General features: G+C 46.3%; 25 protein-coding genes and 1 riboswitch. Of the genes, 10 read left to right on the top strand and 15 right to left on the bottom strand.

The genetic code is table 11. The features are described from left to right. Position 1: 1 nt before the first annotated feature. Positions 2-598 carry a DNA-3-methyladenine glycosylase gene (locus GWO68_RS09345; protein ID WP_162346177.1) on the bottom strand — a complete coding sequence of 199 codons (597 nt, stop codon included), beginning with the start codon at positions 596-598 and terminating at the stop codon, positions 2-4. A gap of 137 nt (positions 599-735) precedes the next feature. After that, a riboswitch (cobalamin riboswitch) is annotated at positions 736-941 on the top strand. Between the two features lie 77 nt (positions 942-1,018). On the opposite strand from GWO68_RS09345, the gene GWO68_RS09340 reads away from it, so the two are divergent. Continuing rightward, positions 1,019-2,989, top strand: a complete 1,971-nt coding sequence (locus tag GWO68_RS09340; RefSeq protein ID WP_162346176.1) for a TonB-dependent receptor — start codon at positions 1,019-1,021, stop codon at positions 2,987-2,989. A 24-nt stretch (positions 2,990-3,013) separates the two neighbouring features. Further along, entirely contained in the window at positions 3,014-4,102 is a 1,089-nt protein-coding gene (locus GWO68_RS09335; protein WP_162346175.1) for a YncE family protein, read from the top strand. Between the two features lie 888 nt (positions 4,103-4,990). On the opposite strand, the gene GWO68_RS09330 is transcribed toward GWO68_RS09335, so the two are convergent. Beyond that, complete coding sequence (locus GWO68_RS09330) at positions 4,991-5,269, bottom strand: hypothetical protein (protein WP_162346174.1); 279 nt, start codon at positions 5,267-5,269, stop codon at positions 4,991-4,993. Positions 5,270-5,383: 114 nt separating this feature from the next. Between GWO68_RS09330 and GWO68_RS09325 the strand changes: the two genes are divergently transcribed. From GWO68_RS09325 to GWO68_RS09315, 3 genes are all read left to right on the top strand, one after another. Continuing rightward, positions 5,384-5,557, top strand: a complete 174-nt coding sequence (locus tag GWO68_RS09325) for a hypothetical protein (RefSeq protein WP_162346173.1) — start codon at positions 5,384-5,386, stop codon at positions 5,555-5,557. Between the two features lie 53 nt (positions 5,558-5,610). Beyond that, positions 5,611-5,838, top strand: coding sequence for a DUF2798 domain-containing protein (locus GWO68_RS09320; protein WP_162346172.1), 228 nt, complete (start codon positions 5,611-5,613; stop codon positions 5,836-5,838). Between the two features lie 270 nt (positions 5,839-6,108). Beyond that, complete coding sequence (locus GWO68_RS09315) at positions 6,109-8,316, top strand: B12-binding domain-containing radical SAM protein (protein ID WP_162346171.1); 2,208 nt, start codon at positions 6,109-6,111, stop codon at positions 8,314-8,316. 15 nt (positions 8,317-8,331) lie between these two features. Here the strand turns inward: GWO68_RS09315 and GWO68_RS09310 are convergent, their stop codons facing one another. Beyond that, the gene (locus GWO68_RS09310; RefSeq protein WP_162346170.1) at positions 8,332-8,793 is read right to left on the bottom strand and encodes a hypothetical protein; all 462 of its coding nucleotides are present in this window, start codon (positions 8,791-8,793) and stop codon (positions 8,332-8,334) included. A gap of 198 nt (positions 8,794-8,991) precedes the next feature. Between GWO68_RS09310 and GWO68_RS09305 the strand changes: the two genes are divergently transcribed. Then, complete coding sequence (locus GWO68_RS09305) at positions 8,992-9,558, top strand: fasciclin domain-containing protein (RefSeq protein ID WP_162346169.1); 567 nt, start codon at positions 8,992-8,994, stop codon at positions 9,556-9,558. 272 nt (positions 9,559-9,830) lie between these two features. Here GWO68_RS09305 and uvrB read toward each other — a convergent pair whose 3' ends face one another. From uvrB to GWO68_RS09245, 12 genes are all read right to left on the bottom strand, one after another. After that, the gene (uvrB, locus tag GWO68_RS09300) at positions 9,831-11,858 is read right to left on the bottom strand and encodes an excinuclease ABC subunit UvrB (RefSeq protein WP_162346168.1); all 2,028 of its coding nucleotides are present in this window, start codon (positions 11,856-11,858) and stop codon (positions 9,831-9,833) included. 203 nt (positions 11,859-12,061) lie between these two features. Next, positions 12,062-12,436, bottom strand: a complete 375-nt coding sequence (locus GWO68_RS09295) for a hypothetical protein (protein ID WP_162346167.1) — start codon at positions 12,434-12,436, stop codon at positions 12,062-12,064. Between the two features lie 46 nt (positions 12,437-12,482). Further along, the gene (locus tag GWO68_RS09290) at positions 12,483-12,929 is read right to left on the bottom strand and encodes a hypothetical protein (protein WP_162346166.1); all 447 of its coding nucleotides are present in this window, start codon (positions 12,927-12,929) and stop codon (positions 12,483-12,485) included. Between the two features lie 19 nt (positions 12,930-12,948). After that, entirely contained in the window at positions 12,949-13,401 is a 453-nt protein-coding gene (locus tag GWO68_RS09285) for a hypothetical protein (protein ID WP_162346165.1), read from the bottom strand. A gap of 119 nt (positions 13,402-13,520) precedes the next feature. Then, positions 13,521-15,197, bottom strand: coding sequence for a hypothetical protein (locus GWO68_RS09280; protein WP_162346164.1), 1,677 nt, complete (start codon positions 15,195-15,197; stop codon positions 13,521-13,523). Continuing rightward, positions 15,181-15,759, bottom strand: a complete 579-nt coding sequence (locus GWO68_RS09275) for an RNA polymerase sigma factor (protein WP_162346163.1) — start codon at positions 15,757-15,759, stop codon at positions 15,181-15,183. The genes GWO68_RS09280 and GWO68_RS09275 overlap by 17 nt, the downstream gene beginning before the upstream one ends. A 280-nt stretch (positions 15,760-16,039) precedes the next feature. Further along, entirely contained in the window at positions 16,040-16,441 is a 402-nt protein-coding gene (locus GWO68_RS09270; protein WP_162346162.1) for a YkvA family protein, read from the bottom strand. A 109-nt stretch (positions 16,442-16,550) separates the two neighbouring features. Further along, positions 16,551-17,288, bottom strand: a complete 738-nt coding sequence (locus GWO68_RS09265) for a shikimate dehydrogenase family protein (protein WP_162346161.1) — start codon at positions 17,286-17,288, stop codon at positions 16,551-16,553. A gap of 79 nt (positions 17,289-17,367) precedes the next feature. Further along, positions 17,368-18,150, bottom strand: coding sequence for a phosphosulfolactate synthase (locus GWO68_RS09260; protein WP_162346160.1), 783 nt, complete (start codon positions 18,148-18,150; stop codon positions 17,368-17,370). 6 nt (positions 18,151-18,156) lie between these two features. After that, positions 18,157-19,578: a tetratricopeptide repeat protein gene (locus GWO68_RS09255; RefSeq protein WP_235942007.1), complete on the bottom strand. Its 1,422-nt coding sequence runs from the start codon at positions 19,576-19,578 to the stop codon at positions 18,157-18,159. Positions 19,579-19,642: 64 nt separating this feature from the next. Then, positions 19,643-20,617: an NAD-dependent epimerase/dehydratase family protein gene (locus GWO68_RS09250; RefSeq protein WP_162346159.1), complete on the bottom strand. Its 975-nt coding sequence runs from the start codon at positions 20,615-20,617 to the stop codon at positions 19,643-19,645. Between the two features lie 28 nt (positions 20,618-20,645). Continuing rightward, complete coding sequence (locus GWO68_RS09245; protein ID WP_162346158.1) at positions 20,646-21,392, bottom strand: tyrosine-protein phosphatase; 747 nt, start codon at positions 21,390-21,392, stop codon at positions 20,646-20,648. Between the two features lie 256 nt (positions 21,393-21,648). Here GWO68_RS09245 and GWO68_RS09240 point away from each other — a divergent pair, with 256 nt between their 5' ends. The 4 genes from GWO68_RS09240 to hpf all read left to right on the top strand — a co-directional run bounded on the left by GWO68_RS09240 (position 21,649) and on the right by hpf (position 24,404). Next, positions 21,649-22,788, top strand: a complete 1,140-nt coding sequence (locus GWO68_RS09240; RefSeq protein WP_162346157.1) for an acyl-CoA dehydrogenase family protein — start codon at positions 21,649-21,651, stop codon at positions 22,786-22,788. Between the two features lie 149 nt (positions 22,789-22,937). Then, positions 22,938-23,132, top strand: a complete 195-nt coding sequence (gene rpsU, locus GWO68_RS09235; protein ID WP_162346156.1) for a 30S ribosomal protein S21 — start codon at positions 22,938-22,940, stop codon at positions 23,130-23,132. A gap of 69 nt (positions 23,133-23,201) precedes the next feature. Then, the gene (locus GWO68_RS09230) at positions 23,202-24,080 is read left to right on the top strand and encodes a tyrosine-type recombinase/integrase (protein WP_162346155.1); all 879 of its coding nucleotides are present in this window, start codon (positions 23,202-23,204) and stop codon (positions 24,078-24,080) included. 24 nt (positions 24,081-24,104) lie between these two features. Next, positions 24,105-24,404 carry a ribosome hibernation-promoting factor, HPF/YfiA family gene (hpf, locus tag GWO68_RS09225; protein WP_162346154.1) on the top strand — a complete coding sequence of 100 codons (300 nt, stop codon included), beginning with the start codon at positions 24,105-24,107 and terminating at the stop codon, positions 24,402-24,404. Positions 24,405-24,517: the final 113 nt, after the last annotated feature.

Raw genomic sequence — 24,517 nt, 5'->3', positions numbered from 1 at the left:
CTTATTTTTTGCTTACCCATTTGCTGCCTTTCACATAAAATCGCCACGGAAGCAGGGCATCGTCGCCGGCGTAGTCTATGCCCACACGTGGAACAGCCATTATTTCTTCTTCGGGAATGGTGATGCCTTTATCTTCAAGCCAGATGGTGTTGCCGGTCAGGTCTTCGCCATAATGTTTGCGTTTAATGCCCAGGGCTATACTTAGCACGCCCGGCCCAGCCGTAAGGTTAGGTTTTATAGTTGGCATATTCCGGCGCAGCAGCATTTCTTCTGTGCCAATTTCCGGCGCTATGGCTCTTATCAAAACTGCATCGGCTTTGCCCTCTACGTTTGTAATGATGTTGAACAGGTTATAGATGCCATACACCAGGTACACATAAGCCACACCACCTTCGTGGTACATAATTTCGGTGCGGGCGGTGCGGCGGTTTAAATGCGCATGGCAGGCACGGTCATTCTCCCCCGAATATGCTTCTGTCTCCACAATCATACCGCCGGTCAGCATGCCATCTATAGCGGTATACAGGTATTTGCCCAGCAGTTCCTGCGCTACGTGCACCACATCGGGGCGGGTGTAAAAGTCTTTTGTAAGCTTCAATTTTTAATGATTAATTAGTAATGACTAATTGCTATTGAACCTTGGTACGCATTAATCCTTCCAAAGTAAACATTCGTCTTTTGCTTTATTATTCATTATTCACTCGTGATAATTCATTCTTCATTAATAATTATTCATTACATTTGCTCCCGATTGGTGGCTGTAACTATAGTCTGTAGTTCCGGCCTTAAAAGGGAAACAGGTGCAATACCTGTGCTGTTCCCGCAACTGTATTCTTCATAAAAGGGGTTAGCTCAACACCAAAGCCACTGTACAACAAACCGTATGGGAAGGCGGGCTAACTGAAGAGAGCCAGGAGACCTGCCAGTCCGGACACTATTTGTCGTATGCTTTCGGGTAAAGAGCTGCACAGTTTATGCCAAGCCTGGCTTTTGCTGCACACGTTTCTGGCCCATAAGTATGCTTCGGGATGAAAGCATTATAGTTGTGGCAAACCGCATTTTACTTTTTATAGTTCTGGCTATAGTTGCCTGCCCCGCTTTGGCGCAACAGGATACCTCGCATTACCAGCTGCAAAGCGTTCATGTTTTTGGCAAACCTGCCGAAGTATATTCCGCCGGCAGCCGCGTTACAACTATAGACAGCGCCTACCTGCAAACCTACACCAGTAGTTCACTGGCCGATGCCCTGCAGGCACGCACACCCGTTTATTTCAAAAGCTATGGCGTAAGCGGACTTTCGAGTGTATCGTTTAGGGGAACCAACGCTTCGCAAACGGCCGTGCTCTGGAACGGGCTGAACATTGGCTTACCTACCCTGGGGCAATCTGATTTTTCGACGCTGCCGCTGAGCGGATTTGGAGATGTTTCGGTACAAAGCGGGTCGGCGGGCGCCACATATGGCAGCGGGGCTATTGGGGGAGCTGTTTTGCTGAACTCTCCAACCTATACTACCAAAGGGTTCGGGCTAGACCTGCAACAGCAGTTTGGTGCTTTTGAAGGCAACTTTACAAAATCCGGACTTTCATGCAGCGATATCAGCAGCTACTTCAGTAATGGCCGCATCAGCTATGGCAACGATAAACTACAGGTGGGCATAGGCGCTTACCACAAATCTGCTGAGAATGATTTCATGTACAAAGATCTCTCGCGGGCAGGTAAGCCGGAGCGCACCCAGGACCATGCTGCCCAGCAACAATACGGTTTTACCCAGGACCTTACCTGGCAATTAACACCAGGTACTAAAATAGGCCTGCATGCCTGGTACACCTTTACCGACCGGGAACTACAGCCGGCCATGGGCTCGGCAAGCGGCGCAGAACAGCTCGACAAAAACCTGCGCCTGCTAACGCAATTGCAACACGATGGCAACTGGGGAACTACGGATGTAAAGCTGGCTTACTTTAAAGATTTCCTGAACTATACGGATGACGCAACAAACTCTGTAGCCGATGTGCAGACCTACCAATTGCAGGCTGAACAGACCTATACCAAAGGCAAAAACTGGAGCCTGCGCGGTGGCGTAAACCTGCAACACTTTGTAGCTGAAAATGATGGTTATGCCCAAACAGAACAGGAGAACAGGGCAGCTTTATTCGCGCTTTTCCGTTACGACCCTACCCAAACTATAGACCTGAGCCTGAACCTGCGCCAGGCTTTTGTAACAGACTATAACCCCGCTCCTACGCCAGCCCTGGGCTTTAACTGGAAATTTTACCAACAGGCCCAACACCAGTTGTTTTTAAAAGGAAATGTATCGGGCAGCTACCGCGTGCCTACCTTAAACGACCGCTTTTGGGTCGGCGCCGGCAACCCTACCCTTAAACCAGAACAAGGCTGGAGCAAAGAAGCCGGCTTGCGCCACCTGTTTATAGTTGGCAACACGCTGCTCTTGGAAACCGAAGCCACCACCTACCACATGCTGGTTGACGACTGGATACAATGGACGGAGGATGAAACCGGACGCTGGCGACCTATAAATCTGCAAAAAGTACGGGCAATGGGCCTGGAACTAAGCCAGCAACTGACAGCAACTATAGGAACCCTGAAACTTACCGGCTCGGCGGGCTATACTTATACTTCGTCGGAGCAGGTGGCAGTGTACGAGGGCCAGGGCGACAAAGGCAGGCAACTGATGTATGTGCCACGCCACAAGGCCGTGGTAGCAACCGGCCTTACCTATAAAAACTGGCAACTGCACACCGATTTGAACTATACTGGCCTGCGCTATACTACCAACTCCGAAACCAGGCCCCTCGAAAGTTTTATACTGATAAATGCTGCTCTTAGCAAGCAATTACACCTGAACCAATGTAAGCTTATCCTTTCGCTTCGGACAGAGAACATTACCAACACGGTTTACCAGACCATGGCTTACCGTGCTATGCCGCCCCGTGGCTATACTTTCAGTTTACGATTCATCATTCCTTAACTATAATTATCTAAAACTATAAAAATGAAAAATACTCCCTTGTTCCGCAGCTTTTACCTGGCTGTTCTGCTCTTTACAAGCACTTTTGTATTTACCAGTTGCGACAGCTCCGACACTGAAGAACCCTTCTCGTTATCCGGGAAAGGCGTTTTTATAGTAAACGAAGGCAATTTTGGTACACCCAATGGTTCTGTATCTTTTTACCACAAAGCCAGCAGCCATTTTGAGAACGACATTTTCAGTAAAAACAACGATGACCAGCTGCTTGGCGATGTGGTTCAATCGATGACGCTGTTTGAAGACCATGCCTACATAGTTGCCAATAATAGCAATAAAATAGAGGTAGTAGAAAAGCAGACCTTCAAATCTGTAGGAACTATACAGGGCCTGAAATCGCCGCGCTATTTTGCTGCCTTAAATCATAACAAAGGCTATGTAACAGAATGGGTAGCTTTTGGTGGAAACGGCCGTGTATCTGTCATCAATCTTGAAACCAATACTGTTATTAAAACAATTCCTGTTGGTGCTATGCCAGAGCAACTGATACTGGCAAATGGCAAACTTTATGTAGCCAACAGCGGCGGCAATACTGTTTCGGTCATAAACACGGCTACCGACGTGGTCGAAAATACGTTCGAAACTCCTGACAGCCCATCAGAATTTGTGCAGGACAAAAACAACCACATCTGGGTACTGTGTTCGGGCAAAGTTGTGTATACCGACGACTGGTCTGCGATAGATTACACGAAAACGACACCAGGCGCGCTAGCGAAGCTCAACACAACAGCCAATGCCATCGAAACTACCTATACTTTCCCAAGCAATCAGAGCATTCCTAAAAACCTGTCTGTAAACGGCGCCGGCGATAAGCTGTACTATACTTACCTGGGCAAAACGTACTCGCAGGCAGTAACGGCAACCCAACTGACCTCTACCGTTGTGCTTGGCCGCAGCTTTTACGGCATGGAAGTAGACCCTGAAACAGGAAACATCTATGGCTCCGACAACAATAACTTCAGCAGCGATGGAACTGTGTTTATCTATAGCCCAACCGGCACGAAACTACAAGAGTTTAAAGCCGGAATCGGACCTAATGGCTTTGTTTTTAATTAAGTAAAGTTGGTTGTTTAGTGAAAGCTGCTTCTGTAATGGGAGCAGCTTTTTTTGTTTCGGGTTTATAATTTTATAGTTGCCGTGGTCCAGCCACCCCTAACCCCTCAGAGCAATGCCCACTACTTTCCAACTCTCGTTCTCGGTAGTCAAGGGGGGAGTTTTTACCTCACCCCAGCCCTCTCCTTTTAAAGAGGGCCCCTACCCCCAAAACAGGAGAGGGAGTTTCTGCTACTTTTCTTTTGTCATCCTGGAAGGATCTTGTGAGAAGATACGTTAAGACTTTACTATAACACACCCCTGCCCCTCTCAAGAGGGGAATTTCTGCCTTACCAATTTTTAAACTATAGTTCTATAGTTGCAGTCCAAGATCGGACAGGTCTCGACCTGTCCCTACGGAACTATAGCCACGATCAATCTCGAAGCTTACCAGTTCAAACTATAGATACAGGTAACTATCGAATTGATATCAGTCTTTGGGTTGAGCGCCTTGTAGATTTCTGGTGGCGCAGCCATTTAGAGGCACGAGAAAAAGAAATGTACACAGCGCGATGCCCGAAGACGAGGCCTCCCGGCCGTGAGGGCACCAAAGTGTAATTGAAACGATAGGCAAGTAGAGCTCCCAGGATTGGAAGTAGCTATGAAAGAAAATGTTTGGTATGAGTAAGTATAGATTGCAACTATAGGATTCAGATTTCTCACGCTGTTCGAAATGACGAACTATAAACTTCAACTATAAGCTGAGATAGATCCCTCGGCTGACGCTCGACATGAAAAAAGATCAACTATAGCATGACCTGCGCAAGCGCCAGGTCTTTACCAAAGCCCTACAAAAAAAGGAAGTATAACTTACATTACACTTCCTTTTAATAAAGACAAAAATATATTGCTTTATTGCTTTTCATCAACATCCTCTCTGTCAACACCATCACTTTTACCATCACCGGCGTGTACAGCTCCTTCGGCATCGTTGTAAGGTGCAGCCATGTCAGTGGTATCTGTATTGCTTTCGTCTGAGTTATACCCTTCGTTCATCGAGCCTTCTTCTACGTGGTCGCTGTCTTCGGTATTTGCCTCGCCGGGGCGCTGGCCGGTATCGCAGGCAGTTATAGATAAGCCACCGGCAAAAAAGGCAGCTAACAGTATCGTTTTTAATGGTTTGCTATTCATAGTTGTATTGTTCTGTTTAACATACCTTTTCTACGACCGCATTCAATTTATAGTTAGTTATCCCCGTGCTCCCCAAAACCGTATGAGCAGTATAAACCTCTATAACCAATAGCTATGAAACAGAACAAACCCGTAGACCCACGTAAAGAAACCAGCAAAGACGATTCTTCTGACATCAATAGAGTAAAACAGCAAACACCGTCTGCGCCACCGCAGGCGAAAGCAACTACAACTAACAAAAGCAGCCAGCAGCGCGAGGAGGAGGAAGCACAAAAAGGCCACTCATAAGTTGCCCAACTATAGTTGCCGGTTGTACCTTTGCAGCTATAGTTTAACCACCCATGAAGAAGGCGCTTATCTCTGCACAACTTAAAACCAAACTGCTGGTCATCCTGATCATCAGTATTTTGCTTGCGTCTGCCCTGGAGCTCTATACCTTCGGCATTCCATCTGATTTTATAGTTCGCTGGTTTAATTCCTTTTTCGTTATCTTCTTCATGATCTCGATAACTGTGCTGGGTATTGTGCCTGCTGTAAACTACGCCGTAAACAAAGCAGCAGGCCGCTAACCTATAGTTTCAGATTATTTCCGACACCCGGGTCGCCTCTCATTCCTGGCTCGGAAATTATTTCCGTGACGAACTATAAAGTCGAATCTCAGATTCGACTAAGCCGGGATGCCCAAACTATAGTTTGCTACAAGCGAAGAAGCTTGCCTCAACTATAGCCTACATCTTACCTATAGAACTGAACCCGCGGCTACCTTTCAGCTGTTTCAAAACACTATGCCATAAAATCTGTACTTTTGCAGGACAGGCTTATACTTTAATTTTTATACTTTGGAAACTACGCCCACCATACTGCTCATAACGCCACCACTTACCCAGCTGAATACACCTTACCCGGCTACGGCCTACTTAACCGGCTTTTTGCGCGGACAGGGCTTCAACGTGGCGCAGGCTGATCTGGGCATTGAGTTGGTATTGCGCATGTTCTCCAAAGCAGGTCTGTCAAAAATATTTGGAGCTATTGAAGCGGGCGACTATGAGTTATCGGATAACAGTTTCCGGATTTTGAAGCTGAAACGCGAGTACCTGAACACGGTGGAGCCGGTCATCCGTTTTCTGCAGAACAAAGATTTAACGATAGCCCAGCAGATCAGCTACAGCCGTTATTTACCTGAAGGATCTCGATTTGACCAGGTGGAAGACCTGGAATATGCGTTTGGCAGCATGGGCATTACAGACAGGGCACGTTACCTGGCTACGCTGTACTTAGAAGATCTCGGTGACCTGATCAAAGAAACTGTCTGCCCTTACTTTGCTTTCAGCCGCTACGCCGAAAAACTGGCTTTGTCGGCCACGTCGTTCGACCCTTTGGAAGAAGAACTGCAGCAGGAACCGAACCTGGTAGACCAGTTTTTATTAGAGATTCTGGAAGAGCACTTGCAGCAGGTACAGCCAACTATAGTTGGTTTCTCTATTCCTTTTCCGGGTAACTTGTATGGCGGTTTACGGCTGGCGCAGCATATCAAAACGAACTACCCAACTATAAAAACGGCCATGGGCGGCGGCTACCCGAACACTGAGCTCCGTGGGCTAAAAGAACCGCGCCTGTTCAAGTACATCGATTTTGTAACGCTGGATGATGGTGAAGGTCCGTGGCTGAAACTGATTGAATACCTGCAGGGCAAACGCGAAGCAGAAAACCTGCAACGCACGTTTATGCTGCAAAATGGCGAGGTTACCTACATCAACAACTGCACCGACCCGGATATACCACACACCGAAGTAGGCACGCCCGACTATAACGGCCTGCCGATAAAAGATTACCTGTCGGTGATAGATGTGGTGAACCCAATGCACCGCCTGTGGAGCGACGGCCGCTGGAACAAACTGACCGTAGCGCACGGCTGCTACTGGAAACGCTGCTCCTTCTGCGACATTACCCTCGATTATATCCGCCGTTACGATGTGGCACCGGCAACCTTACTGGTAGATAGAATTGAAGAGATCATTGCCCAGACTGGCCAGACCGGATTCCATTTTGTGGATGAGGCAGCACCGCCTGCTCCGCTCCGCGACATGGCCATTGAACTGTTGCGCCGTGGTGTAAAAATAAGCTGGTGGGGAAATATCCGTTTCGAAAAGACTTTTACGCCCGACCTGTGCCGTTTATTGGCTGAGTCGGGTTGTATTGCCGTTTCGGGGGGATTGGAAGTAGCTTCGGACCGATTACTGGCTTTGATGGAAAAAGGCGTAACGATAGCGCAGGTAGCCCGCGTAACCGACAGCTTTACGCAAGCCGGCATTATGGTGCACGCCTATCTGATGTATGGCTTCCCGACCGAAACTACCCAGGAAACAGTTGACTCCTTGGAAGTAGTGCGGCAGTTGTTCGAGAATAACGTAATTCAATCCGGTTACTGGCACCGTTTCAGCATGACAGCCCATAGCCCGATCGGCAAGAACCCCGAAAAGTATGGCGTGGTGAAAGTGGGCCCCGAAGAAGGCGGCTTTGCTTACAACGACCTGTGGCACAACGACCCGAAAGGTACCGACCATAGTTTGTTCAGCGCTGGCTTAAATAAATCACTTTACAACTACATGCATAGTGTAGGACTGGAAGAGCCGCTCTCGTTCTGGTTCGATTTTAAGATTCCTGGTACAACTATAAAACCGGATCTCATAAGCAGTGCCATCGCACAGCCGCACCGCCCCGACAGTACCCGCATGAACGCCCGCGTACTATGGCTGGGAAGCATCCCGGAAATAGACTTTACCATGGTAGCCCGAAAAGGCCAGACCATAGAGCGCTGCGAACTTACCTTCTACGAAAAAGGCGAAGACTTCCAGGTAAAAACAACCGCAACTATAGGCCAGTGGCTTGTGGATACTATAGAAAAAGTTTCGTTGGAAAGCGCCGAAGCCTATAGTTTGAAGCAGCTGCAGGAGAGTTACCCGGCAGAAGCACATCTTACTTTTGATGAGTTCCTGGCATCACCTACCTGGTTTGAACTGCGCGAAAAAGGACTACTGTTGCTGTAGTCCTTTCCGGTATAGTTAAGCTATTACGCTTTCCTGTTTTGTAATTGCCGCTTTTGTTTTATTGGTATGAGTAGTTTTAAGATAAAGGAAGTTAACGATACAGGCGCAAATACCTATAAACACCAATCCGGTATCAAGCGGACCCCAGAAAAAATCTTCGGTGCCATTGTTAGCTAGTTTGCGCATAACTACAAACCAAGTCCCTGCAAATCCTAGCCCAAGGCCAAGACAGTATAACCTATGCTTATATCTGGCATCTTTCTTTTGTATAAGTTTTATGGTATTAATAACTGCCAGCACCAAATGTGTCAATGCCTGAAGCAAAATACTTAACCCCAACAAGTACATCGTTATTTCGCCCAATGCGCTTCTATTCTCATAAGCCTTATAGATAACACGCTTATCCATATAATAGAAAAGAATGACAGTGGCTAAAGCTGTTGTAATCAGGAAAAAATGTATAATCCTACGTTGCATAATCATTAATATATAATTAAGACTTATTCATAATAGATAGAGAGAGCAATATATTCAAATGACGTTAGTCTCAAACACCCTTTCTTCATTTTTTCCAAAAATTATAACAAAAGTCATTTTTGATAGTAACCTACGTCATACTATAAGACCATTTTAAGAGCCAATATTGTATTGTCTTTAACTATTAAAACTTACAGTATGAAAAAGGTAACTCTTGCCGTAGTAATAGCCATGGGCGCTATGCTGGCATCTTGCAATTCATCAGAACAACAAACCGCAACTACTGAACCACAACAGGAAGCGACAGAAACCGAAGCAGCTGCAGGCGGACAATCAGCAGTGCAGGACGACGAGTCTCAGAAAAACGTAGTGCAGGTAGCAGCCTCGTCTCCGGACCACACCACGCTGGTAACTGCCGTAAAAACAGCCGAGTTGGTAGATGTGCTTACAAATGCAGGGCCGTTTACAGTATTTGCACCTACAAACGCTGCTTTCGAGCAACTGCCTGCGGGCACTGTAGAGGGTTTATTAAAACCTGAAAAACGAAGCGACCTACGCAATATTCTGCAATACCATGTGTATGTTGGTATCCTGAATGCAGACAGCTTTGAAGATGGCCAGAGCCTGGGCCAGGTAAACGGTGGCCGTGTTACGATGGGCGTAAAAGATGGCAAAGTTACTGTAAATGGTGCTAACATCGTTGCTTCCATCCCAACATCAAACGGCGTCATCCACGTAATCGACAAAGTGCTTTTACCGCAATAATTGTTGATACAATAAAGTACATCATCCCCCTACCCCCTTCAAAGGGGGACACTCAGCAATGCGTGGTTCAAAAGTATTGTTTTACGTGAGCAAATAAAGTCCTACTTTGAAGATGACAGGGATGACTAGCCTACAACAAAAAGCACCTATAGCCAAACTATAGGTGCTTTTGATTTTAGAACCCTCGTTAGTAAGACGCAAACTACAGCATCTCTATAAACACAACTTTCTAACTTTCTAACTTTTTAACTTCTAAACTTTCTAACTATAGCCTAGTCTCTTTTTGTCTTAAGCAGGTTGCGGAGTTCTGTTAGTTCGTCTCTGTACTTGGCAGCCTGCAAAAAGTCGAGGTCTTTGGCAGCAGCTTCCATTTGCTTCTCTGTTTTTTTGATGAGCTTCTCCAACTCATCTTTCTTCATCATCTGTATCACAGGTTCAGCCGCTATAGACACTTCCTCCGGACCGGCATACATTTTCACTTCTTTCTTAATGTTATCAGCAACCGATGTCTGCTCCAGAATCTCGTCGCTTGTCTTAAGTATAGTGCGTGGCGTAATGCCGTGTTTCTCATTATAGGCCATCTGGGTAGCACGACGGCGATTGGTCTCATCTATGGCACGCTGCATAGAGCCCGTCATGCGGTCGGCGTACATAATAACTTTGCCTTTCTCGTTACGTGCGGCACGGCCCATAGTCTGTATCAGCGAGCGCTGGTCACGCAAAAAGCCTTCTTTATCTGCATCCAATATAGCAACCAGACTTACTTCCGGTAAATCCAGACCTTCGCGCAGTAGGTTAACGCCTATCAGTACATCAATTACACCTAAGCGCAGCTCCCGCAAAATCTCTACACGGTCCAGGGTTTTTACTTCGGAGTGCAGGTATTTTACTTTTATGTTCAGCCTCTCCAGGTACTTGGCCAGCTCCTCCGACATGCGTTTGGTAAGTGTTGTTACCAGCACACGGGCACCTTCTTTCACGCGCTCATCAATCTCATCCAGCAGGTCATCCACCTGATTGGTACTTGGGCGCACTTCAATCACAGGGTCAAGTAAACCGGTTGGGCGGATGATTTGCTCAACTATAACACCTTCCGATTTCTGTATTTCGTAGTCGCCGGGCGTTGCACTTACAAACACCACCTGCTTCATCATACTTTCGAACTCGTTAAAGGTAAGCGGGCGGTTGTCCATAGCAGCCGGTAACCGGAAACCATACTCCACCAAAGCTACTTTCCTGGATCTGTCGCCGCCCCACATAGCGCGCACCTGTGGCACCGTTACGTGGCTCTCGTCAATCACCATCAGGTAATCATCCGGAAAATAATCAAGCAAACAGAACGGGCGTGCACCCGGCGAACGACGGTCGAAGTAACGGGAATAGTTCTCGATACCGGAACAGTAGCCTAGTTCACGTATCATTTCCAGGTCGAACTCGGTGCGTTCCTTTATGCGCTTGGCTTCAACAGGCCTGTCTTCACGTAAAAAATAATCGTGCTGCGCTACCATGTCGTACTGTATCTCCGAAATGGCTTGCTGCAGCGTGTCTTTTCCGGTAACAAAGAGGTTAGCAGGATATAAGGTGATGGCTTTTTCGTCGGCTAGTTTCTTACCAGTAGCCGGGTCAATGCGGTGTATCTGCTCCAGTTCATCTCCAAAGAAATAAAAACGGTAAGCGAAGTCTGCATAAGCCGGGAAAATATCAACCGTATCGCCTTTCACCCGGAATGTTCCACGTGTAAACTCGGCTTCGGTGCGGCTGTAAAGTATCTGCACAAACGTATAAAGCAGGTTATTGCGACTATAGCGTTGCCCAGGGGCCAGGTGCAAAACGTTCTTCCCAAACTCTTCGGGGTTACCGATACCATAGATACACGACACCGATGCCACCACAATCACATCACGGCGCCCCGAAAGCAGTGCCGAAGTAGTATGCAGACGCAGCTTCTCGATCTCCTCATTTATAGCAAGATCTTTCTCGATAAATACATCGGATGAGGCAATGTAGGCTTCGGGCTGGTAGTAGTCGTAGTAAGAAATAAAATACTCTACCGCATTATCGGGGAAGAACTGTTTGAACTCGCCGTATAGCTGCGCGGCCAGTGTTTTGTTATGGCAAAGTACCAGTGTTGGCTTGCCCGTATTTTTGATAACGTTAGCCATGGTAAAGGTTTTACCGGTACCGGTGGCACCCAGTAAAACCTGAGCAGGCTCTCCATTATTTACTCCTTCTGTGAGTTTTGCAATAGCTTTGGGCTGGTCGCCGGTCGGCTGAAACTCTGATGTTAGCTTAAAATCCATTCGTCGGTTTTACGAAATTAACGATAAAGTATAACATCTGAAACTGTACGTAAGTTTAGCTTTTACAAACATAATCTGGTAACTATAAGTATAAATTTGAACGCACAAAAAAAGCCTGCCGCAAAGCAACAGGCATTTCCAAGTCAGTCAGTTTTAATAATTCAAAATCAATACGTAACCTGGCGTTAAACTATAGTTTATAGTTAGCCCTGCGACCGTGCCGGCTGGCACACGCGGGTTACTTTTACGGCCGGGTACATTACGGTTACCGTTACACAGCGTGGGCCATATTCCCCGTTCAGTTCCAGGGCTGCCTCCAGTTTTGTGCCCGGTTGCCTGTATGCTTCCGGCAGGTTATCAGTAGTCACGTACCCGTTCTGCAACTGCCCCAGGTAATTACCCTGCTGGCCATTTGCATCAGCACCTTCTATTTTAAGAATGTACCAGCTCGAGTCGCAATCCGCCCCGATCACTTCTACTTGCAGGCAGGCTGGGGTCGGGTCTTCTTCTTTCTGGCAGCTAACTGTAAGCAGTGCCAGTGTTAGGTACAGAAAAAGTATTTTAAAAGAATTTTTCATGTTTTATAGTGTACTAACGGATTGCGCAGAAGTATAAACTGGTAAGCTATTGATATAAATAATAAGTATCTGTAAAAGTGGCATAAGGGTCTTTGCCCATGTAAACGCATTCCAGCACCAACTTGCCAGGCTGGTTTTCCTTAACTATATACTTTGCCGACCAAAACCCACGGGTTAACACAATTGCTTCCGGTGAGCTATAGTCTGCTTTAAAAGCATCGAACTGCCGGTTACTGTCAGTGGTATAGTTTAAAAAGGCACTGTCAGCCCTGAACTCGAAATAATCTTTGGCAGCACCGCTATAGTTTGTGGTGTTACAACTGTTTTTGCGGCACACCTTGTAAGCTATCTTTGCTATGCTCCATCTGCCCAGCATTGCTAATTTATTAGACGGGGCAATTGCATTCGGATATATCTGGTCATCGGTCTGGCAGCTTAAACAAAGCACAACCAACAGAAGGACTAATGTAGTCCCGCAACTGCTTTTTTTCATAGCTATAGGTTAGGTGCGTTTAGTTTGCTGTGCCCGCAACAGGTTGCAGACAGGTAAGCTTTATAATTTTAGCTTTGGGTAGGGCAGCCATGCAGGTATAGATGTTATCGTACCTGTTATCGCGTTCTACCTCTATGTAACCAAAACTATATTTTTGCCCAGGCTTAAGGGTTTGCACTGCCGTAGCATTTACCCAGGGTTGCAGGTAAGTGGTATCGTTTAGTTGCAGCCAGGTGTTCTGAAATGCGCCATATCCACAGGCTATAGTTACGGCAGTGCCCTGCAGCACACAATCAGTAGTCGGGAAACAGCCATCCAGTTTTTCTTCTTCTTCCTGCTGCATTATATCGCAACCCGACATAAACAACGAAAAAAGGAGAAGGGCCAACAGCATATACCAACCGGACAAATTTGCTTTCACTATAGCTGTAACATCAGAGAATGCTACAGGTACCGGGCGCATTTTCTTCATAGTTTTAGTAGTACAGGGGTTTGGTTAGAACAGACGGTTAAAAGTGCTGTTGCCCTTCTTCTACTATCAAGAGTCGGTAACGCGGCTGATGGTTGCACCAGCTCTAAAAAATTTATGTATTATTTGCCTGCCTGGCCCAGCATATAATTTATACCCATGTTTACACCTATAGTGTAGGGTTTGCCTTGTTTGGCGTTGGCGTACTCGCTGGCTAGCAGCGACGAAAAGAAATGACGGTATTCCGGACCGAACGAAATGCTGACGGCATCAGTCAGCCGCTTGCCCAGGCCCAACCCTGCATTGCCCGAGAACTGTACTTTCCGGAACGGCGAATCATCACCAGGGCCGTAGCTTACATCAGCTATTTCGGGGTTATCCGCTTTTATAGTTGATTGCATGATAACGTTTGCAGCGCCACCGCCATGTGCGTACCAAAACCATTTCTGCCCTATAGCACCCTCTACCTGCACTTCCAGTGGCACAGACAACATCTGGTAACTATAGTCTACATTAAACGGCTCTTTGGTTTTTATTACACTCACCGAGTCGGTAGTAAACGTGTGCAGCGATGGCAGGAAAACCGTAGTTGGCTTAAGCTTGGACCGCTCATTGTTTCGGGGATTAAACAAAAATTGCTCTACAATATAGCTCGTTCTGGTTTTAGAGGTGTTTTTACTATATCCAAGTCCAGCTAATACCTTAAAACGCTTGTTCAGCCTGAAGCCGGCTTTGGCATCTACATTTATCGCATTGGCGGCCTGTGTATTATCTTCAAACTCTTTATAGGCATTCACCAGGTTTTCTGCTGTCTCTACCGAAACAATCGGGCCTGTATGGCGCATTATACCCGGTCTTCCATCAGAAGCGGCCAGATACTGTTCCGGTATATCAACATTCTGTGTAAAATAAGACGATGCCACACCCATTCCTACATTCCAACGGCTGTTTTTGGTAGCTTTCTCAGCTGTTTCACTTTCTGTCGGCTTATTTAAGGCAAGTAAGAGCTCATCCTGCTTTTGCTGCACTGCACTTTCCGGCACATTCCCGCCTGCTGCTATGGAGCCAAGTGTTGCATTACGGCGCAAAAGCGGATTTAAAACAGTAGGGCTTGTATAGGTATCCGGCACAACAGCTATAGCCTGGCTTGCTGGCATATAGCCTTGCACTTGTGAGCCGGTAACTGAAGGAACCGCATTATTTGCAGTGGTAGCTGCCAATTGCCCAGCACTATAAACGCCTGGTTGCGTAGCCATAGTTGCAGTAGTAGCTGCTACAGTAGTATAGTTTTGTCCGGCGTTATTTTGAACTGATTTGTTGCTTGCTTTAGAATTCCTACTGAACAGAGTAGCCTCTTCCTCAGGTTCAGCATAACTATAGTTTGTTGATGGTACCTGTGCATTGGCAGCTATAGTTCCTTCTTCAGCTTTGGGCAAAGTATAATTTCCGGATGGCTGGGCTGCTTCGGTAGTTGGAGTTGAATTTATAGTTGCGTTGCCAGCAATGGGTGCCTTAGTTTGTGGCTGCGGTTGTTCTGCTGAGGCAAGTAGCTCCTGTTCCTGGTCCTGCTTAAAATGTAGTACCAACGCCGACCCGGAAAGCACAAAAAGTATAAAACATGCAGCCGCCAGTTGCCTGTAAAACAATGCGCGTTTTTTATACTTCTCATTGTCCTGCATGGCAAGCGCATGGTCTATGCGCGACCAGACCTCCGGATCCGGCATAGCTTCCGCATCCTGAAAGCGGCGCCACATGGCCTGCTCCAGATCTCCGTAATCTTTATTATCTGGTGATGACATTCTCTTGATATGGTTTATCCTGGCTTAAGAGCATATTCTGAAGTATAGCCCGTGCTCTTGAATACTGAGATTTTGATGTACCTTCCGAGATCTCGAGCATCTCCCCGATCTCTTTATGGTTGTACCCTTCGATGGCATAGAGGTTAAACACCATGCGGTAACGCGGCGCCAGGCTCTGGATCATGCTTAGTAATTCATCCATACTATAATCGTTCAGGTTATAGTTGCCGGAGCTTATGTTCTCCACTTCCTCTGTTTCATGCGATACGGTAAGCAGCGATTTTTGCCGCAGGTATTTCAGGGCCGTGTTTACGATAATTTTCCTGACCCAGAACTCCAGCGGGCAATCCTTTTTAAAGTTCTGGATGTTGGCAAACACTTTCACAAAACCCTCCTGCACAATATCTTCTGCCTCAAAAGTTGTAGGAGCGTAACGCATACAGACCATCATCATCTTTTTAGCATACAGGTCGTAGAGGAGACGCTGCATATCCCGTTTGCCGGCAATGCACCCATCAATAAGCTTTTCCTCTTCTGACTTGTTACTGGTAAAAAGTTTCAACTGCTGACTGTTTACAGCTCTTACTCACATGAGCCCAATTTCCGGGCAAAGGTTGCAAGGCCGGGTAAATATTTCTTACAGGGTATAATGTAGCCTAAGTATAAAGTGGTCAGTATACTTACGACAAGTAAATGTAAGAAATATCAGCGATTGTAGTGCTATACCAAGAAACTGAAAATCAAGATTATCGACGAAGCGGCAAAAGTGGTAGCTAAACCCATAAAATAAAAAGCGCAGCCTGTTACAGCTGCGCCTTTAAAAGCAAATTTATCTAAAACTGTCAGGCTATTCCCAGGAAAAACATTTTATATACCAGTACGGCCACCACAGTAGCTACCAGCATCCACACGTACCCAATAATTTTGTAAGCTGTAATGCCGCTGCCTGCTACACCGCCCAATGTTTCATAAGCTTGTATGCGGGCCTGGTCCAGCACCAGCTTCGAAATTAACTGGTACGAAAAACCCAGCCCCAGCGTAACGACTACCACATCATCCAGAAACCCGAAAACCGGCACCAGATCAGGCACCAGGTCTATCGGGCTAATGGCATAGCCAATGGCAACAGCTAAAAGCAGGCGCACATACCACTTTACACGCACATCGCGGTACGATAGGTATAAAGCGTAAATTTCGGCATTTAAGGTGTGTGTTTTCTGCTTAAGGGTGGTTAGCTGCGTCATGGTAAAGGGTGGTTAGGGTGGCTCTGTTTATCAGGCTTTTACGAGCACCTGCACGCCTTATGTTACAACAATTGCCAACTATTTTGCTAAAAATAAATTGCATTTCGTTTTAGGCCTTTTGCCAGATCATCCAGGCCGCTTCTGCCTGCCCATGTAGCATGGCAAGGCCGTTTATAGTTTGAGCCCCGACTGCTTTGCCCTTCTGTAAAAAAAGTGTTTCCTCAGGGTTATACACCAGGTCATAAAGGTAATGTAGGGGCGTTAAAGCCTGATAAGGCAAATCGGGGAAGGTTTCTACAGCAGGATACATACCAAGCGGCGTGGTATTAATTATGAGCTGATACTGTGGCATGCGCTCAGGCGTGAGCGTACTATAAGTTAAGTGTCCCGGCTTGGCGGTGCGTGATAAAATTGTATAGTTTATATCCAGGTTTTGGAGTGCCGCGCATACAGCTTTTGCTGCGCCGCCTGTGCCTAATACTAAAGCCCTGCTGTGTTTCGTTGCGGGGTAAAACCGCTCCAGAGAATCCCTGAAACCAATATAATCCGTGTTGTAGCCTTTTGTTTTACCGTTGGTTATTTTAATGGTATTTACGGCGCCTATCCTTGCGGCCGTTTCGTCCAACTCATCCAAGTAAGGGATAACTTCTTCTTTGTAGGGTACGGTTACATTTAAGCCAACCAGTTCCGGGTTTGCTTGCAGCAGTTGCGGCAGTTCGGCTATAGTTGGCAGTTCGTATAGTTCGTAAACCGCATCGGTTATACCTTCCTGTTCAAACTTTTGTGTAAAGTAGCGCTTTGAGAACGAGTGCCCCAGCTTTTTACCAATCAGACCAAACTTATGCATATAGCTATAGTTGTACTTAAAACAAAATTGCCCGCCAGACTTAACTAACGGGCAATTTATACTTTATATCCGAATTGAATTAACTTTTCAGGCCGGCATCATCCATGTTAAGGAAGTGGTGGAAGGTATCGCCACGCAGACCTAATCGGATAGTTTCTAAAGGTATCACTTCGCTTGGCGCAATGTTACCAAGGTTTACGTTAGCACCCAGTAGTTTTATAAACCATACCTGCTGTGCTTTCTGCGGCGCTTCCCACAATATCTTCTCAAACGGGATCTTCGTCAGGATCTCTTCAACCAGACCGCTACGTACCTCGCCCGTTGAACGGAACAAACCAACGTTACCACCTTCGCGTGCTTCACCAATCACTTTCCAGGCACCGGCATCCAGTTCCGATTGCATCAGCTGTATCCACTTATAAGGCGGAATGATCTTCTCCGCATCTTTAGAACCTACTTCTGATAACACGGTTACCTGCTCGGCCAATGTCTGAATATACTGCAGTTTCTCTTCATGGTTCATCTCCAGCGAACCATCCGATACTTCTGCAAAAGTCATTTGATACTTGTCCAGGATACGGCGGTAGTCCTCGAACTGGTTACGGGCAATAAAAGCCTCGAATAAGGTACCTCCAAAGTATACCGGTATACCGGCAGCTCTGTAAGCATCCAGCTTTTTTTGCAGGTTAGGCACCACATACGAGGTAGCCCAGCCCAGCTTCACAATGTCAACATATTCTCCGGCTACATCCAGAAAGTCTTCCACTTCCCGTACACTCAGGCCTTTGTCCATAGCCATGGTAAAACCCCGCTCGCGTGGCTTAAGCTCGCGCTCCGGCAGGTTATTCAGCGTATAGTTCATCTGATATTATTTGCGATACTGATCAATTAATCTGGCTAATGCCCGCTGCGACTCCAGTTCCGGGAAGAACTCAAACAACAGCTTATGTTTTTCGAAGTCCAAAATTAAGGCATTTTCAAGATAATTGTAAGCTTCGCGGTATTTTCCTGCAGAAAGTAAGTAGGCGCAGGCCCTGTAATATAGCTCTGCTTCGTCTGGCTGCAGTTCTATGGCATTTAAAATAATGTCAGTGGCCTCATCATAATTGCCCTGTTCGTACAAAATGATGGACCAATTCAGGTATATGTCCTTATCATTTGGCTGTATCTCTGCGGCACGTGCATAACTTTCCAGCGCCGATACTACATGGCCTACATGATACTCGGCAGCAGCAAGGGCTACCCAGTAATCAGAGCTGTCGTCGTATAGTTCAACTGCTTTCTTAAAGAAATGTACAGCCTCATACCACTTGCCCTGCGCATCCAATATCACCCCAATGCCAAACCAGGCTTCATCCATTTCCGGGTCCAGGTCCACTGATTTCTGGTAGTAGCGGCGCGACAGGTCCCATTGCTCCAGCTTTTCGTAGCACTCGCCAATGTTGCAGTATACTTCTGCCGACGGCTCTCCGTGCTCCAGCATGGCGTTAAACGCTTCGATAGCCTTTACATATTCACCAATAAACACATAGGCATTGGCCATGTTGTTATAGGCTGTAATAAAATCAGGTTTGATGATAGTGGAGTAATCGTAAGCCGCAATAGCTTTGTCGTAAGCACCTGTTTTATTCAGCACATTGCCCAAGTTAAACCACGCCACATACGAGTAAGGGTCATCGTCTACAAACTTCTGGAAAAATGGCAGGTGCTCGCGCAACGTTCCGGTCACTTCCATACAGTATACTATTTCCTGCATGGCGGCTTCGTTCTCTACGTTCAGCTCGATGCACTTTTTATAGTACTTTATAGCCGACCCAAATTTACCCCAGCTCTGGTAAGCCAACCCGATGTTAAAGTAAATATCGTCGCGGTCTTCGGCAAAAGCCAGGGCTTTCTTAAAGTAATCGATGGCATCACGGTACTCGCCGCGCTGCGAAAAAATAATGCCACGCGTCAGGTGTATATCCGGGTTACCTGATTCTACTTCGGCTACCTCATTTATAAGCGCAAGCGCGTCATCCAAACTACCGGACATGGCCAATAGCTGTGCTTTATCTATCTGTAGTTCCGAAGAAAAAGGGTATTGGGCGATGGCTGCATCGCAGGCAGTCAGCGCTTTCTTGTATTCGAAGTTAGCCGTGTAATGGTCTATGATCACTTCGAAGTCGTTAATATCAAAGAAAGCAGTGTCGTTGTTTTCGAGTGTCTGCTCGAAACGTTGTATCAAATCCAGCTCTTCGCTGTTATCTTCAAAATTATCTTTCATCTCAAATCCCATCCGGCTGCGCATTTGCAGCCTTTGTTACATTACATTTTATACAGGCAAATAGTTTATAGTTGGCTGCGCTAAAAAGCTACTTTACAGCCTGCTGTTGCAGTAATTCGGAGCAGGTCCAGGCTATAGTTTCAGGTAACGCCCTGAACTCCAACCCGATGGCCTTCTGCACCTTTGCATTGCTGAAAAAATGATTTTTTGCGGACACTCTGGCCGTATCTTTTGTGATAAGCGGACGCGCACCTGTAAGCCATGAGCGGAGCCGTTCGGCGCGCCATACAAGTTCTGCCAGCACCGGGTTTACTCTGCGCGAGGGCGCTTTACGATGCATACAGCCTGCCACCTGTTCAAAAAAATCTTTATAAGCCAGCTGCCCCGCATTCAATATAAATCTTTCGCCGGATATTTCCGAGAACGTGAGCTGCAACATAGCATCCACTACATCGCGAACATCTACAAAATTAGCTTTACCGCCTGTATAAAAGGTGTTCTTGTTATATACATATTTAAAGAGACGTGTGCTGCTACGGTTCCAGTCGGCAGGGCCAAGCACTACAGACGGGTTAACTATAACTGCATCCAAACCCTCCGAAATACCACGCCATACTTCCAGTTCGCCGAGGTGTTTTGAGCTGGCATAGGCCGAGTGTTCTTCTGCCGGGTTCCATTTGCTGTTTTCAGTCAGCACATCAGCATCAGCGGGGCGGCCAATGGCAGCTATGGAACTTACATGGCACAGTTTTATACTTCCGGCCTCCAGGCAGGCATCTACTATATTGGCAGTGCCTTCTATATTTATCTGCTTCAGTAATTCTTTGTCCTGCGGGTCGTAAGACACCAAACCGGCACTATGGAAAACGTAGTGTACATCCTGCAACGCCTGCCTCAAAAGTACGGGATCCTGTATATCTCCTTCTACCCACTCTACACGTTCGGCCATAGGTATAGCTGGTACCTGCCCGCGGTAAAGCGCACGCACGCTATGCCCTTGTCCTAGAAGCGCAGGTATCAGGAAACTGCCGATAAGGCCACTACCGCCTGTTACAAATATCATTCTGAAGTATAGCTAACGGAGACAGGAACTATAGTTGCGGGTTAAGCAAGGGCAACGACAGCAATTTATTGATATACTTGGTACTTAGTACCCTGTTAAGGGCGGCGATGTGTTTTAAACTATGCACATCAGAACCTACCAGGTCAACCAGGCCATTGTCTATTAACTTTTCGGCTACGTTTTTTGCCGCCGGCGAATAGTATCCTGTAAGCGAGTTTAGGTTTGGTTGTAGCAATACGCCTTGCTCACGTAGTTCTACCAGGTCGTTAAACTTGCCATAAAAATAGGTGTAGCGTTCTGGGTGTGCCATTACCGGTTTATAGCCTTTAGAGCGCATCATAAAAATGGCTTCGCGCAGGTTAAGCGGCTCGTTCAGGAAGGAGGTCTCGAAAAGCAGGTGTTTATCTCCGAAAGTTAACAGTTCCTCGTTATTCTCTAGCTTCTGCAGAAACACTTCATCCAGGTAATATTCGGCAGCGCAACCCAGCTCCATTTCTATACCGGCTTCGGCAATGGCATCTTTCAGGTAGTGCAGGCGTTCGCGTATACCTTCGGGTGTGTTGCGGTAAAAGTCGCTCATCACGTGGGGCGTCATGATCAGTTTTCGGTAGCCCAACTGCTGCATGGCCCGCACCAGCTCCAGCGAATGCTCCAGTGTTTCCGCTCCATCATCCAGGCCAGGCAAAATATGCGAGTGCATATCTACCCCAATGGCACCCAATGATTCCAGCGTAGCGGTATCTCCCCCAAATAAGTTTTTGAAAAACTGCTTCATTTACTGCTATTTAGCTAATTACCTTTATTGCCATCCCAAAGTTCAGATAACTGGGTTCTTAGCATCTTCAAAATAACGCAATTAAAATACGCTTTCAAAATGAACGCCCTACCTAAAACGCTATACTTTGCCTAATATATTATACTCCATTTCAGGTAGCCGGATTGTCGTTTTGCCTTTAAATATATAGTTTTGTGAACATGCGGATCTTTAAACCGTTATATACGCGACTCAAAACCCTACAATCAAACTATAAATGGAATTAAAATATACAGAGAACCAGCGCATGATAGCGGACATGGTTCGTGACTTTGGTGCCAAGCACATTAAACCTAACATGATGCAGTGGGACGAAAGCCAGGAATTTCCGGTGGAAGTTTTCAAGAAGTTGGGCGAACTAGGGCTAATGGGCGTTTTAGTGCCAACAGAGTATGGTGGTTCAGGCTTTGGTTACCTGGAGTATGTTACTGCTATAACTGAGCTTTCTAAGATAGATGGTTCTATCGGTCTTTCGATGGCGGCACACAACTCACTTTGCACTGGTCATATACTGGCGTTCGGCAACGAAGAGCAGAAGCAGAAATACCTGCCTAAACTGGCAACTGCCGAATGGATCGGTGCATGGGGCTTAACCGAGCCAAACACAGGTTCGGATGCAGGCAACATGCGTACAGTAGCCGTAGAAGATGGTGATTACTATGTGATAAATGGTGCTAAAAACTTTATTACGCATGGTAAAATCGGTAATGTAGCGGTGGTTATAGTTCGTACCGGCGAAGTAGGCGACTCGCATGGCATGACGGCTTTTGTGATTGAGAAAGGCACACCGGGCTTTAGCGCTGGACGCAAAGAAGACAAACTGGGCATGCGTGCCTCTGAAACCACAGAGCTCATCTTCCAGGATTGCCGCGTACACAAAAGCCAGATATTAGGCAACGTAGGCGAAGGCTTTATACAAGCTATGAAAGTGCTTGATGGTGGTCGTATTTCTATTGCTGCCCTATCACTGGGTATTGCGCAGGGTGCTTTTGAAGCAGCTCTTCAGTATTCCAAAGAGCGTAGCCAGTTCAACAAGCCAATTTCATCGTTCCAGGGTATTGCCTTTAAGCTGGCAGATATGGCTACCGAAATTGAAGCAGCAGCTCTGCTTACCTATCAGGCAGCCGACATGAAAAACCGCGGACTGAACGTGAACAAAGAATCGGCGATGGCGAAACTATACGCGTCTGAAGTATCGGTGCGTGTGGCTAATGAAGGCGTGCAGATTTTTGGCGGCTATGGCTTTACCAAAGACTACCCTGCCGAGAAGTATTACCGCGATGCTAAGCTTTGCACAATAGGCGAAGGCACCAGCGAAATACAGAAACTGGTAATTTCCAGAGCTGTACTGAAATAGGTAGCTAAATTTTGCTATATTTGCAGCCTGAAACCATTGATTCAGAATATTTTAGATATTAACAGATAAAAATCGCTTAAATAGTTGATTTTTAACTATAAGGTTTATTAAATTTGCAACCCTAATTCCAAGAGAAGCGAAACAAAAACATGATTATTGTAAACGTAAAAGATAACGAGTCTGTAGACCGTGCATTAAAGAGATTTAAGAAGAAGTTCGAAAGAACTGGTGTGTTGAAAGAGCTGAGAGCCAGAACATTCTTCGAAAAACCATCTGTTTCTAAAAGAAAGCAGAAGGAAAGAGCTAAGTATAAGCAAACGCTTTTCGCTAAGGATAACTACTAATTCATTTCCGAATTAATATATTTTTCCATAAATTGGTATAGCTGCTTAACCAAGCGGCTATACTAGTTTATGGATCTATTTTTTAAGTACCTACAGTACGAAAAGCGGTACAGCCCGCACACCCTTACCTCCTACCACACCGATCTGGGGCAGTTCTCTGATTACTTACTCCAGATTTACGAGATCACCGATCCGGCTGAGGCCGACCATACCATTATCCGTTCCTGGATCCTTTCACTGGTACAACAAAACATACAGCCACGGTCTATCAACCGTAAAATTGCCTGCTTACGCTCCTACTATAAATTCCTTTTATCACAGGAAAGAATAAAGGCTAACCCGATGCTGCGCATTAAAGCGCCCAAAGTAACTAAAAAGTTGCCGGGTTTTGTGCCAGAAGAACCTTTTAATAATTTGCTCGATGGCTTTGAGTTTGAAGACAGTTTTGAAGGCCAGCGCGACCGCGTTATACTTGAGTTTCTGTATGGTACCGGTATGCGACTTGCTGAACTCATCGGTATCAGCGAACAGGATATAGACCGGTACCAGAAAACGGTACGCGTGCTGGGCAAAGGCAATAAAGAGCGCATTATCCCTATCAACGACTCTTTATGGCAAAGTATAAACACCTACCTGGCGCACAAGAAAAGGGAGTTTGGCGATAACAATTCTGAAAAGCTGCTCGTTACAACTAAAGCACGCCCACTGTATCCAAAGTTTATATACCGCGTGGTCAAAAAATACATTAGCTTGATAACAACTTCAGAACATAACAGCCCGCACGTGCTGCGCCATTCCTTTGCTACGCACCTGCTTAACAAAGGCGCTGACCTGAATGCTATTAAGGATCTGCTGGGCCACGCCAGCCTGGCAGCTACACAAGTATACACCCATAACTCAATAGAGAAGCTTAAATCGATCTTCGAGAAAGCTCATCCGAAAGCATAAGTTAAACCAATAAATTTTACGACTATGAAGTTACAGATGCATTCCATCCACTTCGAGGCTGACCAACAGCTGTCCGATTTTATTCAGCAGAAAGTAGATAAACTGGAGACATTTTACGACCGCATTGTGGAAGGTGAAGTGTTTATAAAACATAACAACAGCGACGGCATTAATACCAAGACCGTAGAGATAAAACTATACGTACCGGGAGCTACACTTTACTCAGAGGAAAACGCTGCATCTTTTGAGGCAGCCGCTGACGCAGCCGTAGAAGCCATGCGCCGCCAACTTAAAAAGTACAAAGACAAGCAAACTGCTTACTAGGAAAGCTGAGCATTTCAATGATGAATTAGAAACAACGAATTATGAATGTCTCCTGAAGTGAGACAAACTATAAAACAGAAAGGCCCGCTATAGTTAGCGGGCCTTTCTGTTTT

The organism is Pontibacter fetidus, from assembly GCF_010119545.1.
Classification (GTDB): domain Bacteria; phylum Bacteroidota; class Bacteroidia; order Cytophagales; family Hymenobacteraceae; genus Pontibacter; species Pontibacter fetidus.
This window is presented reverse-complemented; position numbering and strand designations above follow the sequence as displayed.